The organism is Lichenihabitans sp. Uapishka_5 (genome assembly GCF_033947565.1).
Taxonomy (GTDB): domain Bacteria; phylum Pseudomonadota; class Alphaproteobacteria; order Rhizobiales; family Beijerinckiaceae; genus Lichenihabitans.
This window is the reverse complement of record NZ_JARPVX010000031.1, coordinates 22,692-40,089: the sequence shown is the minus strand read 5'-3', so window position 1 is coordinate 40,089 and position 17,398 is coordinate 22,692. Positions and strand designations below refer to the sequence as shown.

The 17,398-nt window shown below is 67.0% G+C and carries 15 protein-coding genes; 10 read left to right on the top strand and 5 right to left on the bottom strand.

The window, feature by feature from the left end; all coding sequences use genetic code 11:
• Positions 1 to 462: 462 nt before the first annotated feature.
• The 3 genes from aqpZ to P7D22_RS12635 form a co-directional block, all read right to left on the bottom strand.
• Positions 463 to 1,203 (bottom strand): aquaporin Z, encoded by a 741-nt coding sequence (aqpZ, locus tag P7D22_RS12645; protein WP_319934599.1) that lies wholly within the window; start codon positions 1,201 to 1,203, stop codon positions 463 to 465.
• A 122-nt stretch (positions 1,204 to 1,325) separates the two neighbouring features.
• On the bottom strand, positions 1,326 to 3,734 hold the full coding sequence (locus tag P7D22_RS12640; RefSeq protein ID WP_319934598.1) for a penicillin-binding protein 1A: 2,409 nt from the start codon (positions 3,732 to 3,734) through the stop codon (positions 1,326 to 1,328).
• Positions 3,735 to 3,911: 177 nt separating this feature from the next.
• On the bottom strand, positions 3,912 to 5,225 hold the full coding sequence (locus P7D22_RS12635) for an N-acetylmuramoyl-L-alanine amidase (protein WP_319934597.1): 1,314 nt from the start codon (positions 5,223 to 5,225) through the stop codon (positions 3,912 to 3,914).
• Positions 5,226 to 5,452: 227 nt separating this feature from the next.
• Here P7D22_RS12635 and P7D22_RS12630 point away from each other — a divergent pair, with 227 nt between their 5' ends.
• Complete coding sequence (locus tag P7D22_RS12630) at positions 5,453 to 6,232, top strand: SDR family NAD(P)-dependent oxidoreductase (RefSeq protein ID WP_319934596.1); 780 nt, start codon at positions 5,453 to 5,455, stop codon at positions 6,230 to 6,232.
• 4 nt (positions 6,233 to 6,236) lie between these two features.
• Here the strand turns inward: P7D22_RS12630 and P7D22_RS12625 are convergent, their stop codons facing one another.
• The gene (locus tag P7D22_RS12625) at positions 6,237 to 6,653 is read right to left on the bottom strand and encodes a hypothetical protein (protein WP_319934595.1); all 417 of its coding nucleotides are present in this window, start codon (positions 6,651 to 6,653) and stop codon (positions 6,237 to 6,239) included.
• A gap of 281 nt (positions 6,654 to 6,934) precedes the next feature.
• Between P7D22_RS12625 and P7D22_RS12620 the strand changes: the two genes are divergently transcribed.
• Positions 6,935 to 7,966 (top strand): 30S ribosomal protein S2, encoded by a 1,032-nt coding sequence (locus P7D22_RS12620; RefSeq protein WP_319934594.1) that lies wholly within the window; start codon positions 6,935 to 6,937, stop codon positions 7,964 to 7,966.
• A gap of 192 nt (positions 7,967 to 8,158) precedes the next feature.
• Positions 8,159 to 9,076 carry a translation elongation factor Ts gene (gene tsf, locus P7D22_RS12615; RefSeq protein ID WP_319934593.1) on the top strand — a complete coding sequence of 306 codons (918 nt, stop codon included), beginning with the start codon at positions 8,159 to 8,161 and terminating at the stop codon, positions 9,074 to 9,076.
• 127 nt (positions 9,077 to 9,203) lie between these two features.
• Here the strand turns inward: tsf and P7D22_RS12610 are convergent, their stop codons facing one another.
• Positions 9,204 to 10,142, bottom strand: coding sequence for an outer membrane protein (locus tag P7D22_RS12610; protein ID WP_319934592.1), 939 nt, complete (start codon positions 10,140 to 10,142; stop codon positions 9,204 to 9,206).
• Between the two features lie 373 nt (positions 10,143 to 10,515).
• On the opposite strand from P7D22_RS12610, the gene hpnH reads away from it, so the two are divergent.
• The 7 genes from hpnH (at position 10,516) to rseP (ending at position 17,386) form a co-directional block, all read left to right on the top strand.
• Positions 10,516 to 11,694 (top strand): adenosyl-hopene transferase HpnH, encoded by a 1,179-nt coding sequence (gene hpnH, locus P7D22_RS12605; RefSeq protein ID WP_319934591.1) that lies wholly within the window; start codon positions 10,516 to 10,518, stop codon positions 11,692 to 11,694.
• 157 nt (positions 11,695 to 11,851) lie between these two features.
• Positions 11,852 to 12,580, top strand: a complete 729-nt coding sequence (gene pyrH, locus P7D22_RS12600; RefSeq protein WP_319934590.1) for a UMP kinase — start codon at positions 11,852 to 11,854, stop codon at positions 12,578 to 12,580.
• A gap of 144 nt (positions 12,581 to 12,724) precedes the next feature.
• Entirely contained in the window at positions 12,725 to 13,288 is a 564-nt protein-coding gene (gene frr, locus P7D22_RS12595; RefSeq protein WP_319934602.1) for a ribosome recycling factor, read from the top strand.
• Between the two features lie 25 nt (positions 13,289 to 13,313).
• On the top strand, positions 13,314 to 14,096 hold the full coding sequence (locus P7D22_RS12590; protein WP_319934589.1) for an isoprenyl transferase: 783 nt from the start codon (positions 13,314 to 13,316) through the stop codon (positions 14,094 to 14,096).
• Positions 14,093 to 14,950, top strand: coding sequence for a phosphatidate cytidylyltransferase (locus P7D22_RS12585; protein WP_319934588.1), 858 nt, complete (start codon positions 14,093 to 14,095; stop codon positions 14,948 to 14,950). Before P7D22_RS12590 ends, P7D22_RS12585 begins: the two co-directional genes overlap by 4 nt.
• A 22-nt stretch (positions 14,951 to 14,972) precedes the next feature.
• The gene (dxr, locus tag P7D22_RS12580; RefSeq protein ID WP_319934587.1) at positions 14,973 to 16,157 is read left to right on the top strand and encodes a 1-deoxy-D-xylulose-5-phosphate reductoisomerase; all 1,185 of its coding nucleotides are present in this window, start codon (positions 14,973 to 14,975) and stop codon (positions 16,155 to 16,157) included.
• Between the two features lie 101 nt (positions 16,158 to 16,258).
• Positions 16,259 to 17,386, top strand: a complete 1,128-nt coding sequence (gene rseP / locus P7D22_RS12575; protein WP_319934586.1) for an RIP metalloprotease RseP — start codon at positions 16,259 to 16,261, stop codon at positions 17,384 to 17,386.
• Positions 17,387 to 17,398: the final 12 nt, after the last annotated feature.

The window sequence follows — 17,398 nt, the reverse complement described above, 5'->3', positions numbered from 1 at the left end:
AGATGTGTATAAGAGACAGGAATTGCTTGGCGCCCGCGGCTGCGTCGGTCAGCCCACGTTCGGCGGCACCCCGCAGGCGCGCCAGCTGGCGATAGCCCGGCGTGCCGCTGGTGGCGAGCCCGTCGAGGCGCTGAAGGGCTTCGGCGCTCTTGCCGTCGCGCGCCAGTTTCAGGGCGTCGAGATAGCTGCCGCCTGCCGCCTGTTCCTGCTGGGTCCGCCAATAATCATAGGCCCGCCAGCCGCCGACGCCCGCGATGATCAACAGGCCGGCTAGCAACAGCCAGCCCCAATAGCGCGCAAGCCACCGCTGCACCCTGTCCTGTCGGACTTCCTCGTCCACTTCGCGGAAAATGTCGGCCATGCTGGTCCAGTCGAAATGCCGGACCCATGCCTGGCCGATCATTGCTGCGGCGGGTTACCACGGCTGGCCCGTCAAAGCGAGCCGTCGTGGCCGGGCCCGGCTCAGCGGGTTCGGCGCTCCTCGACCACCGTGGTGTCGACGATGGCGGAGTCGTTATACAGCAAGCGTGCCGCATAGCCGGCCACCAGGGCGCCCAACACCGGCGCGACGATGAACAGCCAGAGCTGCCCCACAGCGCCGCCGCCCGCGAATAGCGCAGGCCCGATGCTGCGGGCCGGATTGACCGACGTGTTGGTGATCGGGATCGAGATGAGGTGGATCAGCGTCAGCGCGAAGCCGATCGGAATACCCGCGAACCCCGTGGCGGCGCCCTTCGACGTCGACCCCGTGATGATGATCAGGAAGAAGAACGTCAGCAGGAATTCGGCCAGAAAGCAGGCCGACAGGGAATAATGCCCCGGGCTGAGATCGCCATAGCCGTTCGAGGCGAAGCCGTTGGGCACCCAGTCGGGCTTTCCCGACGCGATGAGGTAGAGGACGGCGGCGGCCAGGATGGCTGCCACGACCTGGGTCACGATGTAGGGGACGACGTGCTTGTTGGCGGAGCGGCCCGCAGCCCAAAGGCCGATCGTGACCGCAGGATTGAAATGGCCGCCCGAAATGTGTCCGACCGCATAGGCCATGCTGAGCACGGTAAGGCCGAACGCGAAGGCCACCCCCGTGAAGCCGATGCCGAGCTGAGGATAGGCCGCGGCCACCACCGCAGCGCCACAGCCGCCGAACACGAGCCAGAAGGTGCCGAGAAATTCCGCGACGAGGCGTCGTTGCATGTCGTTGGGCATCGATCGACTTCCCCTTTGCCGATCAACGGCGTCGACCCGATGTCGCCCCGACTGCGGACTTCTGGATCTAACGCGTTCTGGGTTCGGCACCCCAGGTGATCGGATCTATCACGGCCAGCCGCTCAGTAAAGGCCACCGGTGCCGCTGCCCACGGCCCGATCGGCATCGGGGGATGCGACAGATCGTGGCGCGGCATCGCCGATCACCGAATAGCTGTCGGGCGGCGCCGTGCCGGGCTTGAAGGCCTCGAGGATGGAGCCGGCGCCCGTGCCCCGCATGCCGGAGCGCAGGTCCACCGAGATCAGCTTGAGGCCGGGCGGTACCCGGAAAGGAACGTCGGGCTTGCCGTCGAGCGCCACCTTCATGAAGTCACGGAACACCGGCGCCGCATATTGGGCCGCATAGGCGGTGGCACCGAGCGAATGTGGCTGGTCGTAGCCGAGGTAGAGACCCACCGCGAGATCGGCCGAATAGCCCACGAACCACACGTCCTTGGCGTCGTTGGTGGTGCCGGTCTTGCCGGCCAGATGGCGGCCCAGATCCTTGACCGCGACACCGGTGCCCCGGGTGATGACGCCCTCCATGATGGAGGTGATCTGGTAGGCGGTCAGCGGGTCGAGCACCTGCTCGCGCTTGTCCACCAACGTCGGCTCCGGCTGGTCCTCGAATTTCGCGGCGTCGCAATTCTCGCAGGCGCGCTCGTCATGCTGGTAGATCGTGTGGCCCCAGCGGTCCTGGATGCGATCGACCAGCGTCGGCTTGATGCGTTTGCCGCCGTTGGCCAGCATCGAATAGGCCGTCACCATGCGCAGAACCGTGGTTTCACCGGCGCCGAGCGACATCGACAACACCGGCTGCATGTCGTCGTAGATGCCGAACCTTTTGGCGTATTCGACGATCAGCGGCATGCCGATGTCTTTGGCGAGCCGCACCGTCATCAGGTTGCGCGAATGCTCGATGCCGTAGCGCAGCGTGTGGGGGCCAGAGCCTTCGTCGTCGTCGTTGGCGGGGCGCCACATGCCGAGGCCCGGCCCCTGATCGATCTCGATCGGGGCGTCCAGCACGATGGAGGACGGGGTGTAGCCGTTGTCGATCGCCGCCGCGTAGACGAACGGCTTGAAGGATGAACCGGGCTGGCGCAGCGCCTGGGTGGCGCGGTTGAACTCCGACTGGTCGAACGAGAAGCCGCCAACCATCGAGAAGACGCGGCCTGTATAAGGGTCCATCGCCACGATGGCGCCGGAGATTTCCGGCACCTGCCGCAAGCGGTATTGACCGGGCTTGCCGTCGATCGGCTCCACATAAACCACGTCGCCCGACGACAAGGCGGCGCGCAAACTCTTGCGGGTCCATTTGGCACCGTCGGCCGGGATCTGGCCGGTGATGCGCTGGGCCACCACGTCGCCCGCCTTGTCACGCAGCGGCTGCAGGCCGATGCGGGCCGCCTGATCGTTGACGTCCAGCACCACGGCGAGCTGCCAGGGCTGCACGTCGCCCAGCACCGGAATGTCGGCCAGCTGCAGGCCCCAGTCGGCCCCGATATCGACATGCCGGATGGCACCGCGGAAGCCTTTCGACTCGTCGAAGCGTACGAGGCCGTCGACCAGCGCCTTGCGGGCCATCAGCTGCATCTTCGGGTCGAGGGTGGTGCGGACCGACAGGCCGCCTTCGTAGAGCTTCTTCTCGCCATAGCGATCGGACAGCTCGCGCCGCACCTCCTCGGCGAAATAACCGGCCGCATAGGAATTCGGCGTCATCACGCGGGGGCTGACGGCGAGCGGCTCGAGCTTGGCTTTTTCGCCCTGATCCTTGGGCACGTAACCGTTCTCGACCATGCGGTCGATCACCCAGTTGCGGCGCTCGACGGCGCGGTCGTGCTTGGTAAAGGGCTGGTAGTTGTTGGGGCCCTTGGGCAGCGCCGCCAGATAGGCGCATTCGGCCACGTCGAGTTCGTTGACCGACTTGCCGAAGTAGTTGAGCGCCGAGGCCGCCACCCCATAGTTGCCAAGCCCGAGATAAATCTCGTTCAGGTACAGCTCGAGGATCTTCTCCTTCGGGTAGGCCGATTCGATCCGGAAGGCCAGCAGCGCTTCGCGGATCTTGCGGGTGAAGCTGCGTTCGTTCGTCAGCAGGAAGTTCTTAGCCACCTGCTGGGTGATGGTGGAGGCGCCCTGGGCCCGCTTGGTGCCCTGCACCAGCACCGTCACGGCGCGACCGACGCCTTCGAAATCGACGCCGTTATGGGTGTAGAAATTCTTGTCCTCGGCCGAGATGAAGGCTTCCTTCAGCAGCGGCGGAATGGAGCTCGACGGCAGGTAGAGGCGGCGTTCGCGCGCATATTCGGCCAGGATCGAGCCATCGGCCGCGTGCACCCGCGTCATCACGGGTGGCTCGTAGTTCTTCAGCTGGGTGTAGTCCGGCAGGTCCTGCTGGAAGTGCCACACCGCGAGCGCAGCCGCGCCGGCGCCGATCACAAAGATCAGCGCGCCGGTCGCGAACAGAAAGCCTAGGAACCGGGCGATCAGCCGCATCAAGAACTCGCCTCTCCAACCACGACCCGCGCGCGCCCAAGCCGAGACCATGGGTCGGCGCCCTATAGCATGCGCTTCGGTTATTCCGGGATGCAAAGACGCTGCGGCGCTTTTGTGGTTCGATTGGGGCGTCGTGGCGTGGTCGGGCGAAATCCCGTCAGGGCGGCGGAAGGCGGCTCACAGGTGTGGCCGCAGGATCACAGTGGCGGTCCGGTCGGGATCACCCGGCAGCGCCGCCTGCGCCATGGCGCCGCCCTGTGGATCATGGCCGCGGGCATCGAAGAAGCTGCCGATCGACGCCGCGACCGCACCCACGGCCTTGTCGCGCCATTGCGGTGCCGTCAGGGCCGCCACGTCGGTGGGGCTGGACAGATAGCCGAGTTCGAGCAGCACCGACGGCACGTCGGGCGCCTTCAGCACCCAGAAGCCGGCCGCACGCTCCGGGTTCTTGTTGAGATGCGCGACCTTCTGCCAGTAGCCCGCGAGCGTGCGCTGGAAGACGTGGGAGAAGGTGCGGGTTTCCCGTCGCGTGAGGTCGAACAGGATGTCGTTGACGTCGCCCGTGTCCGGCGCCGGCTCGACGCCGGCTTCCAAGTCGACCTTGTTTTCTTTCGCGGCGACCCGGGCCGCCTCGGCATCCGTGGCACGGTCGGAGGCCGTGTAGACGGTGGCACCCGACACCCCCTCGCCTTCCGCTACCGTATCGGCGTGGATGGACACGAAAAGCGCCGCATGGGCGTCGCGGGTGATCCGCACCCGTTCGGGCAGCGACACGAACGTGTCGGACGATCGGGTCAGCAGCACCGTGTAACGGCCTGTGCCGGTCAATTTGGCCGCCAGCGCCTGCGCAAACGCAAAGGTGATGTCCTTTTCCACCACGCCGCCGATGCCGGACGCGCCCGGATCGATGCCGCCATGACCGGGATCGATCATCACGACGGGCTTGCCGCCCTCGGCGGCCCGGGGCACCGGCGCAGCGGCCGCATCGTCGCGGTTTTGGGCAGCCGCACCCTGCAGCGCCGCTTGATGGAAGCTCGCGCGGTCGGTGCGGCCGAGCTGGATCGACAACCGCGCCGCTTCCCGGCCCGCGATGTTGGTCGTGGCCACGGTCTGCACCTCGGCCGGGCCCGCGAGGTCGATGACGATCCGCGATCGGTCGGCCGCATAGCTACCGAACCGGAAGGCCTTGACGAGGCCGCCTCCCTTGACGGCGCCCAGCGCCGGATCGAGCTGGAAGTTGATCGGCGGGGCCTCGATCACCACCCGGTCGGGGTTCTCGAGCACGAAAGCCTTGGCCGCGACGGCGCGCGACAGATCGAAGGTAAGGCGCGCCCCTTGGACCGTGCGATCGAGCCGCGCCGCCACGGCCATTGGACCGGCGAACGGCGTGGCGATGCCCGACTGCGCCGCGGCAGGAAGAGGCGCGAGCAGGAGCGCTCCCCCGGCGAGAACCGATAAGAGCCGGCGATGCTGTGGGATCTGGTGCCGCATCGCCGCTTCCCTTGCAGGCAGGACCGGCGAACCGGCCTCACGATGCATAGGCGATAGCGGCGTGAAGGTTAACGGAGCCTTTGCGCCTCGATGCGCGCCGCGGGCGCGGCGTCGCAAAGCTGCCACACCGGACCCCGTTGCTCCTGGAGCGGCGCGACCCAGATCTTTCTGGCCGGTCGACGGGGCTCCCGCCCCGACCACGGCCGCCCAGCCTGAGGACCACGCGCATGAAGATCGATCTCAGCGGCAAAACGGCCCTGGTGACGGGCTCGACCGAAGGCATCGGCTTTGCGGCCGCCAAGGGCCTGGCCGAAGCCGGTGCGGCCGTCGTGGTGAACGGTCGCACGCAAGGCAAGACCGAGGCGGCAGCGGCCCGCATCGGTGGCCAGGCTCGCGCGGTCGCGGCCGATGTCGCCGACCCGGCCGGCTTTGCGGCGCTGGTCGAGGCCCTGCCACATGTCGATATCCTCGTCAGCAATGCCGGTATTTTTCAGCCGGCCGACTTCTTCGAGACCGACGATGCGCTGTGGGACCGGCATTGGCAGGTCAACGTCATGGCGGGCGTGCGGCTCGCCCGCCACTACCTGCCCGGCATGGCGGAGCGGAAATGGGGCCGCTTCATCATGCTGGCTTCGGAATCGGCCTTCAACATTCCGGTCGAGATGATCCATTACGGGGTCAGCAAGACTGCCGATGTGGCGGTGGCGCGCGGCCTCGCCAAGCGCATGGCCGGCACCGGTGTGACCGTCAATTCCGTGCTGCCCGGACCGACCTTGTCGGATGGCGTCGGCACAATGCTGAAGGACGAGCAGGCCCGCACCGGCAAGAGCCTGGAGGATGTTGCGGCCGACTTCGTCAACACCCATCGCCCGACCTCGATCATCCGCCGCGCCGCCACGGTGGAAGAAGTGGCCAACATGATCGTTTATGTGGCGTCGCCGCAGGCCTCCGCCACGACGGGCGCGGCCTTGCGGGTCGACGGCGGGGTGGTCGACACGCTGATGTGAACCCTCAAGGCCCGACGAACCCCTCGGCGACCGCATCGGCGGGGCACATGAAGGCGCCGTCGCCCGGCACGGTCGGCCGGTAGGGGTTCACCACCCCGGGCACGAAGATGATGCGCTCACCTGGGCAGCGCGCCTCCGCCGGGCCCGCCGTCAGGAACCGCGTTTCGCCGTCGACCACCGACAGGGTTTGCGGCGTCAACACGGGGCTGCCGCTCCATGGGATCGGCGCCCCTGGCAGCAGCGGCGACGGCACCACCGGCATCGGCACCACCGGCACCGGCGGGCGACGATGCGGCTTTCTGACCGTCAGCGGTCCGTTTCCGGGGTCTGCCGCCGCGGCTGTCAGTCCGGCCCCGCAGCCGACAAACAGCACCAGGGCCCGAAGGGCCGCCGATCGACTTGCCTGATTGATTCGCCCCATCGGGCTACCCTCCCCCTGCCCGGCTCACGCCAGCTTGCGAAAAAGCCGCGTCGCTGGTATCAGCCGCGCCATCCCGCACGCAGAGCGAATAACGGACCTGATCCAAGGCCCGTTCCGGTGGCCGGGAGATGTGAGCGGATTCGGCGCGGCTCAGCCGCGTTTGATCTGCGGCTCGTCATGAGCGTCGTGCCCTCGGTGGCCCGGAAATTTCCGGATGCCGAATGGCGGTCCCCATCTCCGGTCTCAGCGCCCGCGGAGGATCGAACCGGAGAATACGAGTTATGGCACTTCCCGATTTCACCATGCGTGGGCTCCTCGAGTCCGGCGCGCATTTCGGTCATCAGTCCCACCGCTGGAACCCGAAGATGGCGCCCTACATCTTCGGCACCCGCAACAACATCCACATCATCGACCTCGCCCAGACGGTGCCGATGCTCCACAAGGCGCTGCAGGCCGTGTCCGACACGGTGGCGCGCGGCGGTCGCGTGCTGTTCGTCGGCACCAAGCGCCAGGCCTCGGAGCAGATCGCCGACGCGGCCAAGCGTTCGGCCCAGTATTACATCAACTCCCGCTGGCTCGGCGGCATGCTGACCAACTGGAAGACCATCTCGGCGTCGATCAACCGCCTCCGCAAGGTCGAGGAAACGCTGGAATCCGGCGCGCAGGGCCTCACCAAGAAAGAGCGCCTGATGATGACGCGCGAGAAGGAGAAGCTCGACAAGGCGCTCGGTGGTATCAAGGACATGGGCGGCGTGCCCGACCTGATCTTCGTCATCGACACCAATAAGGAAGCGCTCGCCATCAAGGAAGCCGGCCGGCTCAACATCCCGGTCGCGGCCATCGTCGACACCAACTCGAATCCCGAAGGCGTCACCTTCCCGATCCCGGGCAATGACGACGCGAGCCGCGCCATCGCACTTTATTGCGAGTTGATCGCCCGCGCCGCCATCGACGGCATTTCGCGCAGCCAGGGCGCTGTCGGCGTGGACGTCGGGTCCTTCGACGAGCCGCAGCCCGAGGCGCTGCCGGATGCCGGCGAGGCCGAAGCGGCCCCGCTCGGCGACGAAGGCCAGGGCGAGCCCTTCGAATTGTTGTCGACCCCGCGCGGCGCGCCGGACGACCTGTCCCGTCTGCAGGGCGTCGGCCCGCAGATCATCCAGAAGCTGAACGACGCCGGCGTTTATCATTGGTGGCAGCTCGCCGCCATGACGGATGCCGACGCCCAGAAGCTCGACCATGACCTGAAGCTCAGCGGCCGCATCGAGCGCGAAGGCTGGGCCACCCAGGCGCGCGAGCAGCTCGCCGCGGCGTGATTCGCCGGGTGCGGGGCCTTTGAGGGTCCGCACCACCGTTGCGGGACGAGCCGCCAGCGCCCAGCTCCTTCCCGAAGACACCACACGCCGGCCTCACAGCCGGCGTTCGGCGTTTCGGCCACGCCGCATCGACCTTGTTCTTCTTCGAACCGCTCGACCGGTTCACCCAAAACCCACCCGAAAGGATTTCCAATGGCCCAGATCACAGCCGCGATGGTGAAGGATCTTCGTGAGAAGACCGGCGTCGGCATGATGGATTGCAAGACCGCGCTCACCGAGACCGCCGGCGACCTCGAGGCCGCGGTGGATTGGCTGCGCAAGAAGGGCCTGTCGAAGGCCGCCAAGAAGGCCGACCGGGTCGCGGCCGAAGGCCTCGTGGCCATTGCCGTCAAGGGTGGCACGGGGGTCGCCGTCGAGGTGAATTCCGAGACCGACTTCGTGGCCCGCAACGCCGACTTCCAGACGCTGGTGCACAACATCGCCACGGTGGCGACCGACAAGGGCGGCGATGACGTCGAGGCCCTCAAGGCAGCCCCCTATCCGGCCGGCGGCACCGTGCAGGACGCCGTGTCGAACGCCATCGCAACCATCGGCGAGAACATGACGCTGCGCCGTGCGGCCTCCGTCAAGGTCAACCAGGGCGCCATCGGCCAATACGTCCACAACGCGGTCGGCGACGGCCTCGGCAAGATCGGCGTCATCGTCGGCCTCGAGTCGACCGGCAACGCCGAAGCCCTGGCGGCTCTCGGTCGCCAGATCGCGATGCACATCGCGGCCACGAGCCCGCTCGGCCTCGACCATGCCAGCATCGACCCGGCCGTGATCGAGCGTGAGAAGAAGGTGTTGGCCGAAAAGAATGCCGGCAAGCCCGCCAACGTGCTCGAGAAGATCGTCGACTCGGGCCTGAAGACCTTCTTCAAGGAAGTCACCCTGCTCGACCAGGCCTATATTCACGACAACGGCAAGACGGTGAGCCAGGCCCTCAAGGAAGCCGAGAAGCAGGTTGGCGCCCCGATCGCGCTGACGGGTTTCGCGCGCTTCGCGCTTGGCGAGGGCGTCGACAAGGGCGAAGCGACCGACTTCGCGGCCGAAGTGGCCAGCATGGTCTGAGGCCCATCGCGGCGGCCACTCCGGCCGCCGCCAGCCCGTCGGCAAACAAAAACCCCGGGACATCCGTCCCGGGGTTTTTGTTTGTACCGGCGACCCTTGCGGATCGCTGCCAGGACCGAAGGTCCGATCAGTACTTCCGCACGATCGGCGGCGCCGGATAGGCCACGGCCGCGACAGGCGTGATGTCGCTGAACAACCAGCGGAAACCGAGCCGGAAATCGTTCGAGGCCAGGCTGTAGCTATGCTTCTCGGCCACGCAGCCGGTGGAATTCACGCAGTTGATCGCGTTCGATTTCGCATCGCCCATGTTGAGGTAGCGGTACGACGCCTCGAGCACCACGTTGGGCGAAATAGCATAATCGACGCCGACCATGCCCGCATAAGCGAGGTCGAACTTGCCCGACGGCTTGGCGTAGCCGTAGCCGCCGTTGCCGATGCCGCCAGCCACGTAGCCGCCGTTCGCGTCATAGATGGTCGGTCCGCCGACGCCGACATCATAGAGCGACGTCACGCGGTTGTAGGCCGCGCCGACGCCCGCGCCGATGAAGGGCGTCAAGCCGTACCAGGTGCCGAGATCCACATAAGCGTTGAACAAGAAGACCGAGCTCTGCACGCTGCTGTGATATTGGTCGTAACCCCGGTAGGACCCGACGCCGCCGAAGTCGCTGCCGTTGATGCCGTAGCTTTCGAGCGTACTGATCTGTTGCGCGGTGCGGTATTCGCCGGTCGCGTCGAAGCGCAGCCAGCTGTTGTATTGATAGCCGATACCGAGATCGACCATGGCAGAGTCGCCGATCGATTCGGAGTTGCGGGCGAAGCTCGGCACCGTGGAGGCGAGCGCCGCACCGCTGAGCGGCGCCAGGGAGGCATCATAGAAGCTCGACCGGATGTCGGCGTCCATGGCATAGCCGACGCCAACGTCGCCGCGCAGGTACCATCCGCCGATGTCCACCGGCTCGGGCGGCATCTCGACCATCGGGGGCGGCGGCAGATCGGCCGCGAGGGCGGCGGCCGCAGGGGCCATCAGCGCAGCGCCTGCCAGGATGAGGGCTTTGCAAGCGCCCATGCGTGAAGTTCCTTCGTCTCGGGCGCTTCGCGGACCATCCGCCATATCGCCGTGCCAACCCAGGAACCGTGCCAGCAAGCACTTAAAAGGACCTTAACCCTAACGCTTAACGTCGTTTGGGCTTGACTCCCGACCTCATTGGCGGGGGGATGTTGCGCCGACGCCACCGTTTCCCACAGCTTACGTGCAATGCAGGAAAGCGGGTTGCGGCCCCATCGCCTTTTTTTTACCACGGAGACTTCCGAGCAAGCTTCGCGCTTGGTTCGTGGTCTATGGATGGACGGCGGAGCGACACGAGGATCCGAGCAGGCCGAACATCGGCCGGTCCTCCCACTGATCGAAGGCCGGCACCTGGCTTTCCGAGGAGTTCGATTTGGGTATTCCGCTTTTTCAGGCCGCGCGCGTTGGGGCCTACGTGGTCAAGCAGCACGTGATGGGGGTGAAACGCTACCCCCTCGTGCTGATGCTGGAGCCATTGTTCCGGTGCAACCTCGCCTGCGCGGGCTGCGGCAAGATCGATTATCCGGACAAGATCCTGAACCAGCGCATCTCCTACGAAGACGCCATGGAGGCGATCGACGAATGCGGCGCCCCCGTGGTGGTGATCGCCGGCGGTGAACCACTGCTGCACAAGGAACTGCCGAAGATCGTCGAAGGCGCCATCGCCAAGAAGAAGTTCGTCACGGTCTGCACCAATGCGCTGCTGCTCGAGAAGAAGCTCAGCCAGTACAAGCCGTCCAAATATTTCAACTGGTCGGTCCACCTCGACGGCGACAAGGAGATGCACGACCGCTCCGTGTGCCGCGGCGGCGTCTACGACAAGGCCGTGGCGGCCATGAAGGCCGCGCAGGATGCGGGCTTCCGGGTCAACATCAACACCACCCTGTTCAACGACGCCGATCCGGCGCGCTCGGCCGCCTTCTTCGACGAGATGAAGGCCATGGGGGTGCACGGCATCACGGTGTCGCCTGGCTACGCCTATGAGCGCGCGCCCGACCAGAAGCACTTCCTCAACCGCAACAAGACCAAGGAACTGTTCCGCGGCATCATCGCCCGCGGCAAGGGGAAGAACTGGCCGATGTTCCAGTCCCACATGTTCATGGACTTCCTGGCCGGCAACCAGGCCTATCAGTGCACGCCCTGGGGCAACCCGACCCGCACCGTGTTCGGCTGGCAGAAGCCCTGCTATCTGCTCGGCGAAGGCTATGTGAAGACCTTCAAGGAGCTGATGGAAGACACCGAGTGGGACAAGTACGGCACCGGCAACTACGAGAAGTGCGCCGACTGCATGGTCCATTGCGGCTTCGAGGCCAGCGCCGTCACCGATACCATCAAGCATCCGCTGAAGGCCCTGATGGTCGGGCTGCGCGGCATCAAGACCTCCGGCAAGATGGCGCCCGAGATCTCGCTCGCGAACCAGCGCCCGGCCGAATACGTCTTCTCGCGCCACGTCGACCAGAAGCTCGCCGAGATCGTCGAAGACGACAAGCGCGCCGCGAACCGCCGCGCCAAGGCCGAGAAGGACGTGATGCCGCTCGAAGCCGCCGAATAGGCTTTCCAGCAACCGCTTTTCGATCAGCCCCCGGCCCGCGTGCCGGGGGTTTTCGTTTGGGGCGGGCGGGACACCGGGCGGGCGGGCCGCCTTTGTGTTTACCCGGATCCTGTGCCAAGAACGCGCCCCAGCATCCCCCCTGTGCCTATGAGGCTCCATGACCGACGAATCGCAAGCCGGCCTGTATAAACGCGTCATGATCAAGCTGTCGGGCGAGGCCCTGACGGGTCCCGAGGATCACGGCCTGCATGCCCCCACCCTGTCCCGCATCGCGGAAGACCTGGTGGGCGCGGCCAAGCTCGGCAGCGAGATCGCGGTGGTGGTCGGCGGCGGTAATTTCTTTCGCGGCATGCAGGGCGCCGCCAAGGGCATCGAGCGGGCCCGTGCCGATTCGATCGGCATGCTGGCCACCGTGATGAACGCGCTCGCGATCGAGGCCGCCGTCGAGGCTGCCGGACACCCGGCCCGCGCTTTGTCGGCCGTGCCGATGCCCTCGCTCTGCCAGCCTTATTCCCGGCAGGCGGCGCTGCACCATCTGGCCAAGCAGCGCATCTGCATCCTGGCGGGCGGCACCGGCAACCCGTTCTTCACCACCGACACCGGGGCGGTGCTGCGCGGGGCTGAACTGTCGGCCGACGTGGTGATGAAGGCCACCCAGGTGGACGGCATCTATACGGCCGACCCGAAGCGCGACCCCAAGGCCGAATGGATCGGCCGCCTGACCCACGACGAGGCGATCGAGCGGCGCCTCGCCGTGATGGACACGGCCGCCTTCGCCCTGGCGCGCGAGAATCGCATTCCGATCATGGTGTTTTCCATCGCGGAGCCCTCAGCCATCACGGAGGCGCTGTCCGGGCACGGGCGATTCACCGTCGTCACGCCCTGAGGCGTCGACGCGCCATCGACGGATGGGCCGTTCATGTTATAGACCGGTTTTCAGGGGACGTCGTCCGGCGTTGCCGGCGCGATCGCCGGGGCTGCTCGAACGCACCGGTTCCGCCTTCTCATCCCTAGTTTCGACGAGATCACGATTGTGAGCGAGCCTTTCGACATCAACGACCTGAAGCGCCGCATGCAGGGCGCCATCGCGGCGCTTCGGCACGAGCTCGCGGGTTTGCGGACCGGCCGGGCGAGCGCCAATCTGGTGGAGCCCGTCCAGGTGAATGCCTACGGCCAGTCGATGCCCCTCAACCAGGTGGCCAGCATCACGGTGCCCGAGCCCCGCACGCTGTCGGTGCAGGTTTGGGACAAGGGCATGGTGAATGCCGTCGACAAGGCCATCCGCGACGCGAACCTGGGGTTGAGCCCGGTTGTCGAAGGCCAGGTGTTGCGCATCCGCATTCCCGAGCTGAACGAACAGCGGCGCAAGGAGATGGTGAAGCTCGCCCATAAATACGGCGAGGACGGGCGGGTTGCCGTGCGCCACGTGCGCCGCGACGGCATCGACCAGCTGAAGAAGCTCGCCAAGGACAAGACCATCGCGGAAGACGACCAGAAGCGATTCGAAACGGAGGTCCAGAAGGCCACCGACGCTGCCGTGACCGAGGTGGACGGCCTGATCGCCACCAAGGAAAAGGAAGTCATGCAGATCTAGGAAGGGCATGGGTGGCGGAACGACCATGGGTCACGTGACCGATCGCGACGGGGAACGACAGGCTGGCGCCGCCGGGCCGGTGCCGGCCCATGTCGGCATCATCATGGACGGCAACGGGCGTTGGGCCGCGGCCCGTGGCTTGCCGCGGCTCGAAGGTCACCGCCGCGGCGTCGAGGCGTTGCGGCGTACGATCCGGGCCGCCATCGAGCTGAACATCCGCTTCCTGACAGTCTACAGCTTCTCGACCGAGAACTGGTCGCGGCCGGCCGCCGAGGTCGACGACCTCATGTTCCTGTTGAAGCGCTTCATCCGCAACGATCTGGCCGACCTTCACCGCAACGACGTGCGGGTGAAGGTCATCGGCATGCGCGACGGGCTGAAGCCCGACATCGTCGGCCTGCTGCACGAGGCCGAGGAGCTGACGGCCGGCAACCGCGGCCTGACGCTCGTTGTAGCCTTTAACTACGGCGGCCGTCAGGAACTCGCCTCGGCGGTGCGCCGCATCGCCGAACGGGTGCGGGCCGGATTGCTCGACCCCGAGGCAGTGACGGTCGAAACGATTGCCGATCACCTCGACACGGCCGCCATCCCGGATCCCGATCTGATTGTCCGGACCTCCGGCGAACAGCGTTTGTCGAACTTCCTGATGTGGCAGAGCGCTTATTCGGAATTCGTCTTCCTGCCCGGCCATTGGCCCGATTTCGACCGCGCGGCGCTCGAAAGCGCCCTGGCGGATTTCACCACGCGCGAGCGGCGGTTCGGCGGCTCCCAGGCCGAAGCAGCCCTGCAGGTCAAGACCGCCCTATGACGGCCGAACCCGGGCCGACCGCCATGCCGGCGCCACGGCGGCGCTCCATCGACTTCTCGGACCTGCTGCCCCGGGCGCTGTCGGCCATCGTCCTCGTGGCGGTGGCGATCGGCACGGCCGTGACGGGCGGTGTCGCGTTCTCAGTACTCTGGTGGCTGGCCGCACTGGCAATTCACTGGGAATGGCAACGACTGATCGGCTCCGGGCGCGACCCCGGCCGGCTGGTGCTGGGCGCCCTGGCGATCGCGCTGGCCGGCATTGCGGCGCCTTATGGCTTTGGGGGGTGGTCGCTGCTGCTGCTTGCTGTGGGAGGGGTGGCCGTGGCGCTTATGGGCCCGGGACACCGGGTCGCGAGCGGCTTCGGTGTTCTTTACGCGGGCCTGCTGCCGCTCTCGCTCGGCCTGTTGCGCGGCTCGGACAGCCGGGGCCTCGAAGCCGTGCTCTGGTTGTTCGCTGTCGTGTGGGGCACCGACATCATGGCCTATTTCGGCGGCCGCCTCGTGGGTGGCCCCAAATTGTGGCGTCGGGTGTCGCCGTCGAAGACCTGGTCGGGGTTTCTGATCGGCATCACGTCGGGGGCCCTCGCGGGCCTCGCGGTGGCGAGCCCGTGGGGAACCGCCTGGGCCTTGCTGCCGCTCGGCGCCTGCGCGGGTGTCGTGGCCCAGGCTGGCGACCTGTTCGAATCGGTGATGAAGCGCCGGTTCGGCGCCAAGGACACGGGCGGGCTGATCCCCGGCCACGGCGGCGTCATGGACCGCCTCGACGGCTTCCTGGCGGCCTGCGCCTTTGCGGCCTGTTTCGGGCTGCTCCGGTCCGGCCTCGGTCAATCGGCCGTCGGCCTCATGCAATGGTAGAAACAAGAAGGCTCGGGCGGACATGACAGATCAGCACTCGGGCGAGGCCCCGCGCGCCGTCACCATCCTTGGCGCAACCGGCTCCATCGGCCGGTCCACCGCGCAGGTGCTCGGCCTGCAGCGACATCGCTTCACCGTGGCGGCGGTCGCGGGCGGTCGTGACGGCGAGGCGCTTGGCGGCGTGGCGATCGCGCTCGGGGCGCGTTTCGCCGCTGTGGCCGACCCGGCTGGCTATCCGGCCCTGAAGGCGCGTCTCGCAGGCACCGGCATCGAGGCTGCGGCAGGCCCCGAGGCCGTGGTCGAAGCGGCCGTGCGCCCGGCCGACGTGGTGATCGCCGCCATCGCGGGCACGGCCGGCGTCCGGCCAACCATTGCGGCCATCGAGGCCGGTCGCACCGTAGCGCTCGCCAACAAGGAAACGCTCGTTTGCGCCGGCGCGCCGGCCATGCGGGCCGCCGCCGCCGCGGGTGCCCGCCTGCTGCCGCTCGACAGCGAGCACAACGCCATCTTCCAGGCGCTCGGCGACGCCGACTGGTCCACCATCGAAACCATGACCCTGACGGCCTCGGGCGGTCCGTTTCGCACCTGGACGGCCGAACGCATCGCGGCCGCCACCAAGGCCGAAGCCCTGGCCCATCCGAACTGGGCCATGGGCCCCAAGGTGACGATCGATTCCGCCGGCCTGATGAACAAGGGGCTGGAGCTCGTCGAAGCCTACCATCTGTTCGGGGTGCCGGCCGACCGGCTGCGTGTCGTGGTGCATCCGCAATCGGTGGTGCACGGGCTCGTGTCCTTCGCGGACGGTTCCGTTACGGCCGGGCTGGCGCTGCCGGACATGCGGGTGCCGATCGCCCATTGCCTCAGCTATCCCGACCGCATCGAGAGCGGCGCCCGGAAACTCGACCTCGCGGCCGTCGGTTCGCTGACCTTCGAGGCGCCCGACCTCGTGCGCTTCCCGGCCCTGCGCCTCGCCATGGAGGCGCTCAAGGCCGGCGCCGGCGTGCCGACGGTGCTGAATGCCGCAAACGAGGTGGCGGTGCAGGCCTTCATCGATGGCCGCCTCAGCTTCGGCCAGATCGCCGGCCTCGTGGCGGCCATCATCGACGCCTCGGTCGCGGCCGGTGAGGCGCACGAGCCTGCCGACGTCGCGGATGCGCTCGCCATTGACCATACGGCGCGACAAAGGGCGGCCGCCCACTTGGCATGAGGCCCGGCCGACCGCATTGTTAAGGAACGGGAAACCATGAGGCGCGGCGCCCCAAGCGCGGCGACGCCCGTCAAGGGCGCGCGCGCGTCGGGAGTCTGTGCATGATCATCGGCCACATCGGGGCGCTCTTCGGCTACGTGGTGCCCTTCCTGTTCGTTCTCACCATCGTGGTGTTCTTCCACGAGATGGGGCACTTCCTGGTCGGGCGCTGGTGCGGCGTGAAGGTCGATGTCTTTTCCCTCGGCTTCGGCAAGGAGTTGGCGGGCTTCAACGACCGGCATGGCACCCGGTGGCGCATCGCCGCGGTGCCGCTCGGCGGCTACGTCAAGTTCCATGGCGACGCCAATGCGGCGAGCGTCCCGGCCAGCCAGGACCTGTCCGGCATGGCGCCGGCCGAGCGCGCCGTCACCTTCGCGGCGCAGCCCGTGTGGAAGCGGGCCGCCATCGTGGCGGCTGGCCCTATCGCCAACTTTATCCTGGCGATCGCGATCTTCTCGGGCAGCTTTTATGTGTCGGGCCGGCCGATCCTGATCCCCAGGATCGAGACCGTGGTGCCGAACAGCCCCGCCGCCCGCGCCGGTTTCCAGCCCGGCGACGTTGTGCTCGGCATCGACGGCACGCCGATCAACAGCTTCACCGACATGCAGAAGGTGGTGAGCGCTTCGGGCGACATCCCGCTCCGCTTCGAGGTGCAGCGCGGCACCACCGACCTGACGCTGACCGCCACCCCGGAACGCAAGGACGTGAGCGGCCCCTTCGGCAGTTCGCGGGTGGGAGTGCTTGGACTGACGGCCACCGGCAAGCCGGAAGATTGGAAGACCGAAACCTATACGGCCGGCGGAGCCCTGAAGGCTGCGACGAGCGAAACATGGTTCGTGGTCGACCGCACGTTAAGCTATATCGGCGGCCTGTTCGTCGGCCGCGAAACCGCCTCGCAGATTTCCGGGCCGATCCGCATTGCCGAAGTGTCGGGCGAGGTGGCGAAGCTTGGACTGGGAGCGCTGATCAACCTCGCGGCGTTCTTGTCGGTATCGATCGGCTTCGTGAACCTGCTGCCGGTCCCGCTGCTCGATGGCGGCCACCTGATGTACTATCTGGTGGAAGCCGCACGCGGTCGCCCGATGAGCGAGCGGGCCCAGGAGATCGGCTTCCGGTTCGGCCTTGCGATTGTGTCGAGCTTGATGATTTTCGCCACATTCAACGATGTTTTGCGGCTGGTTCATGGCTGAACCGCGTGGAAG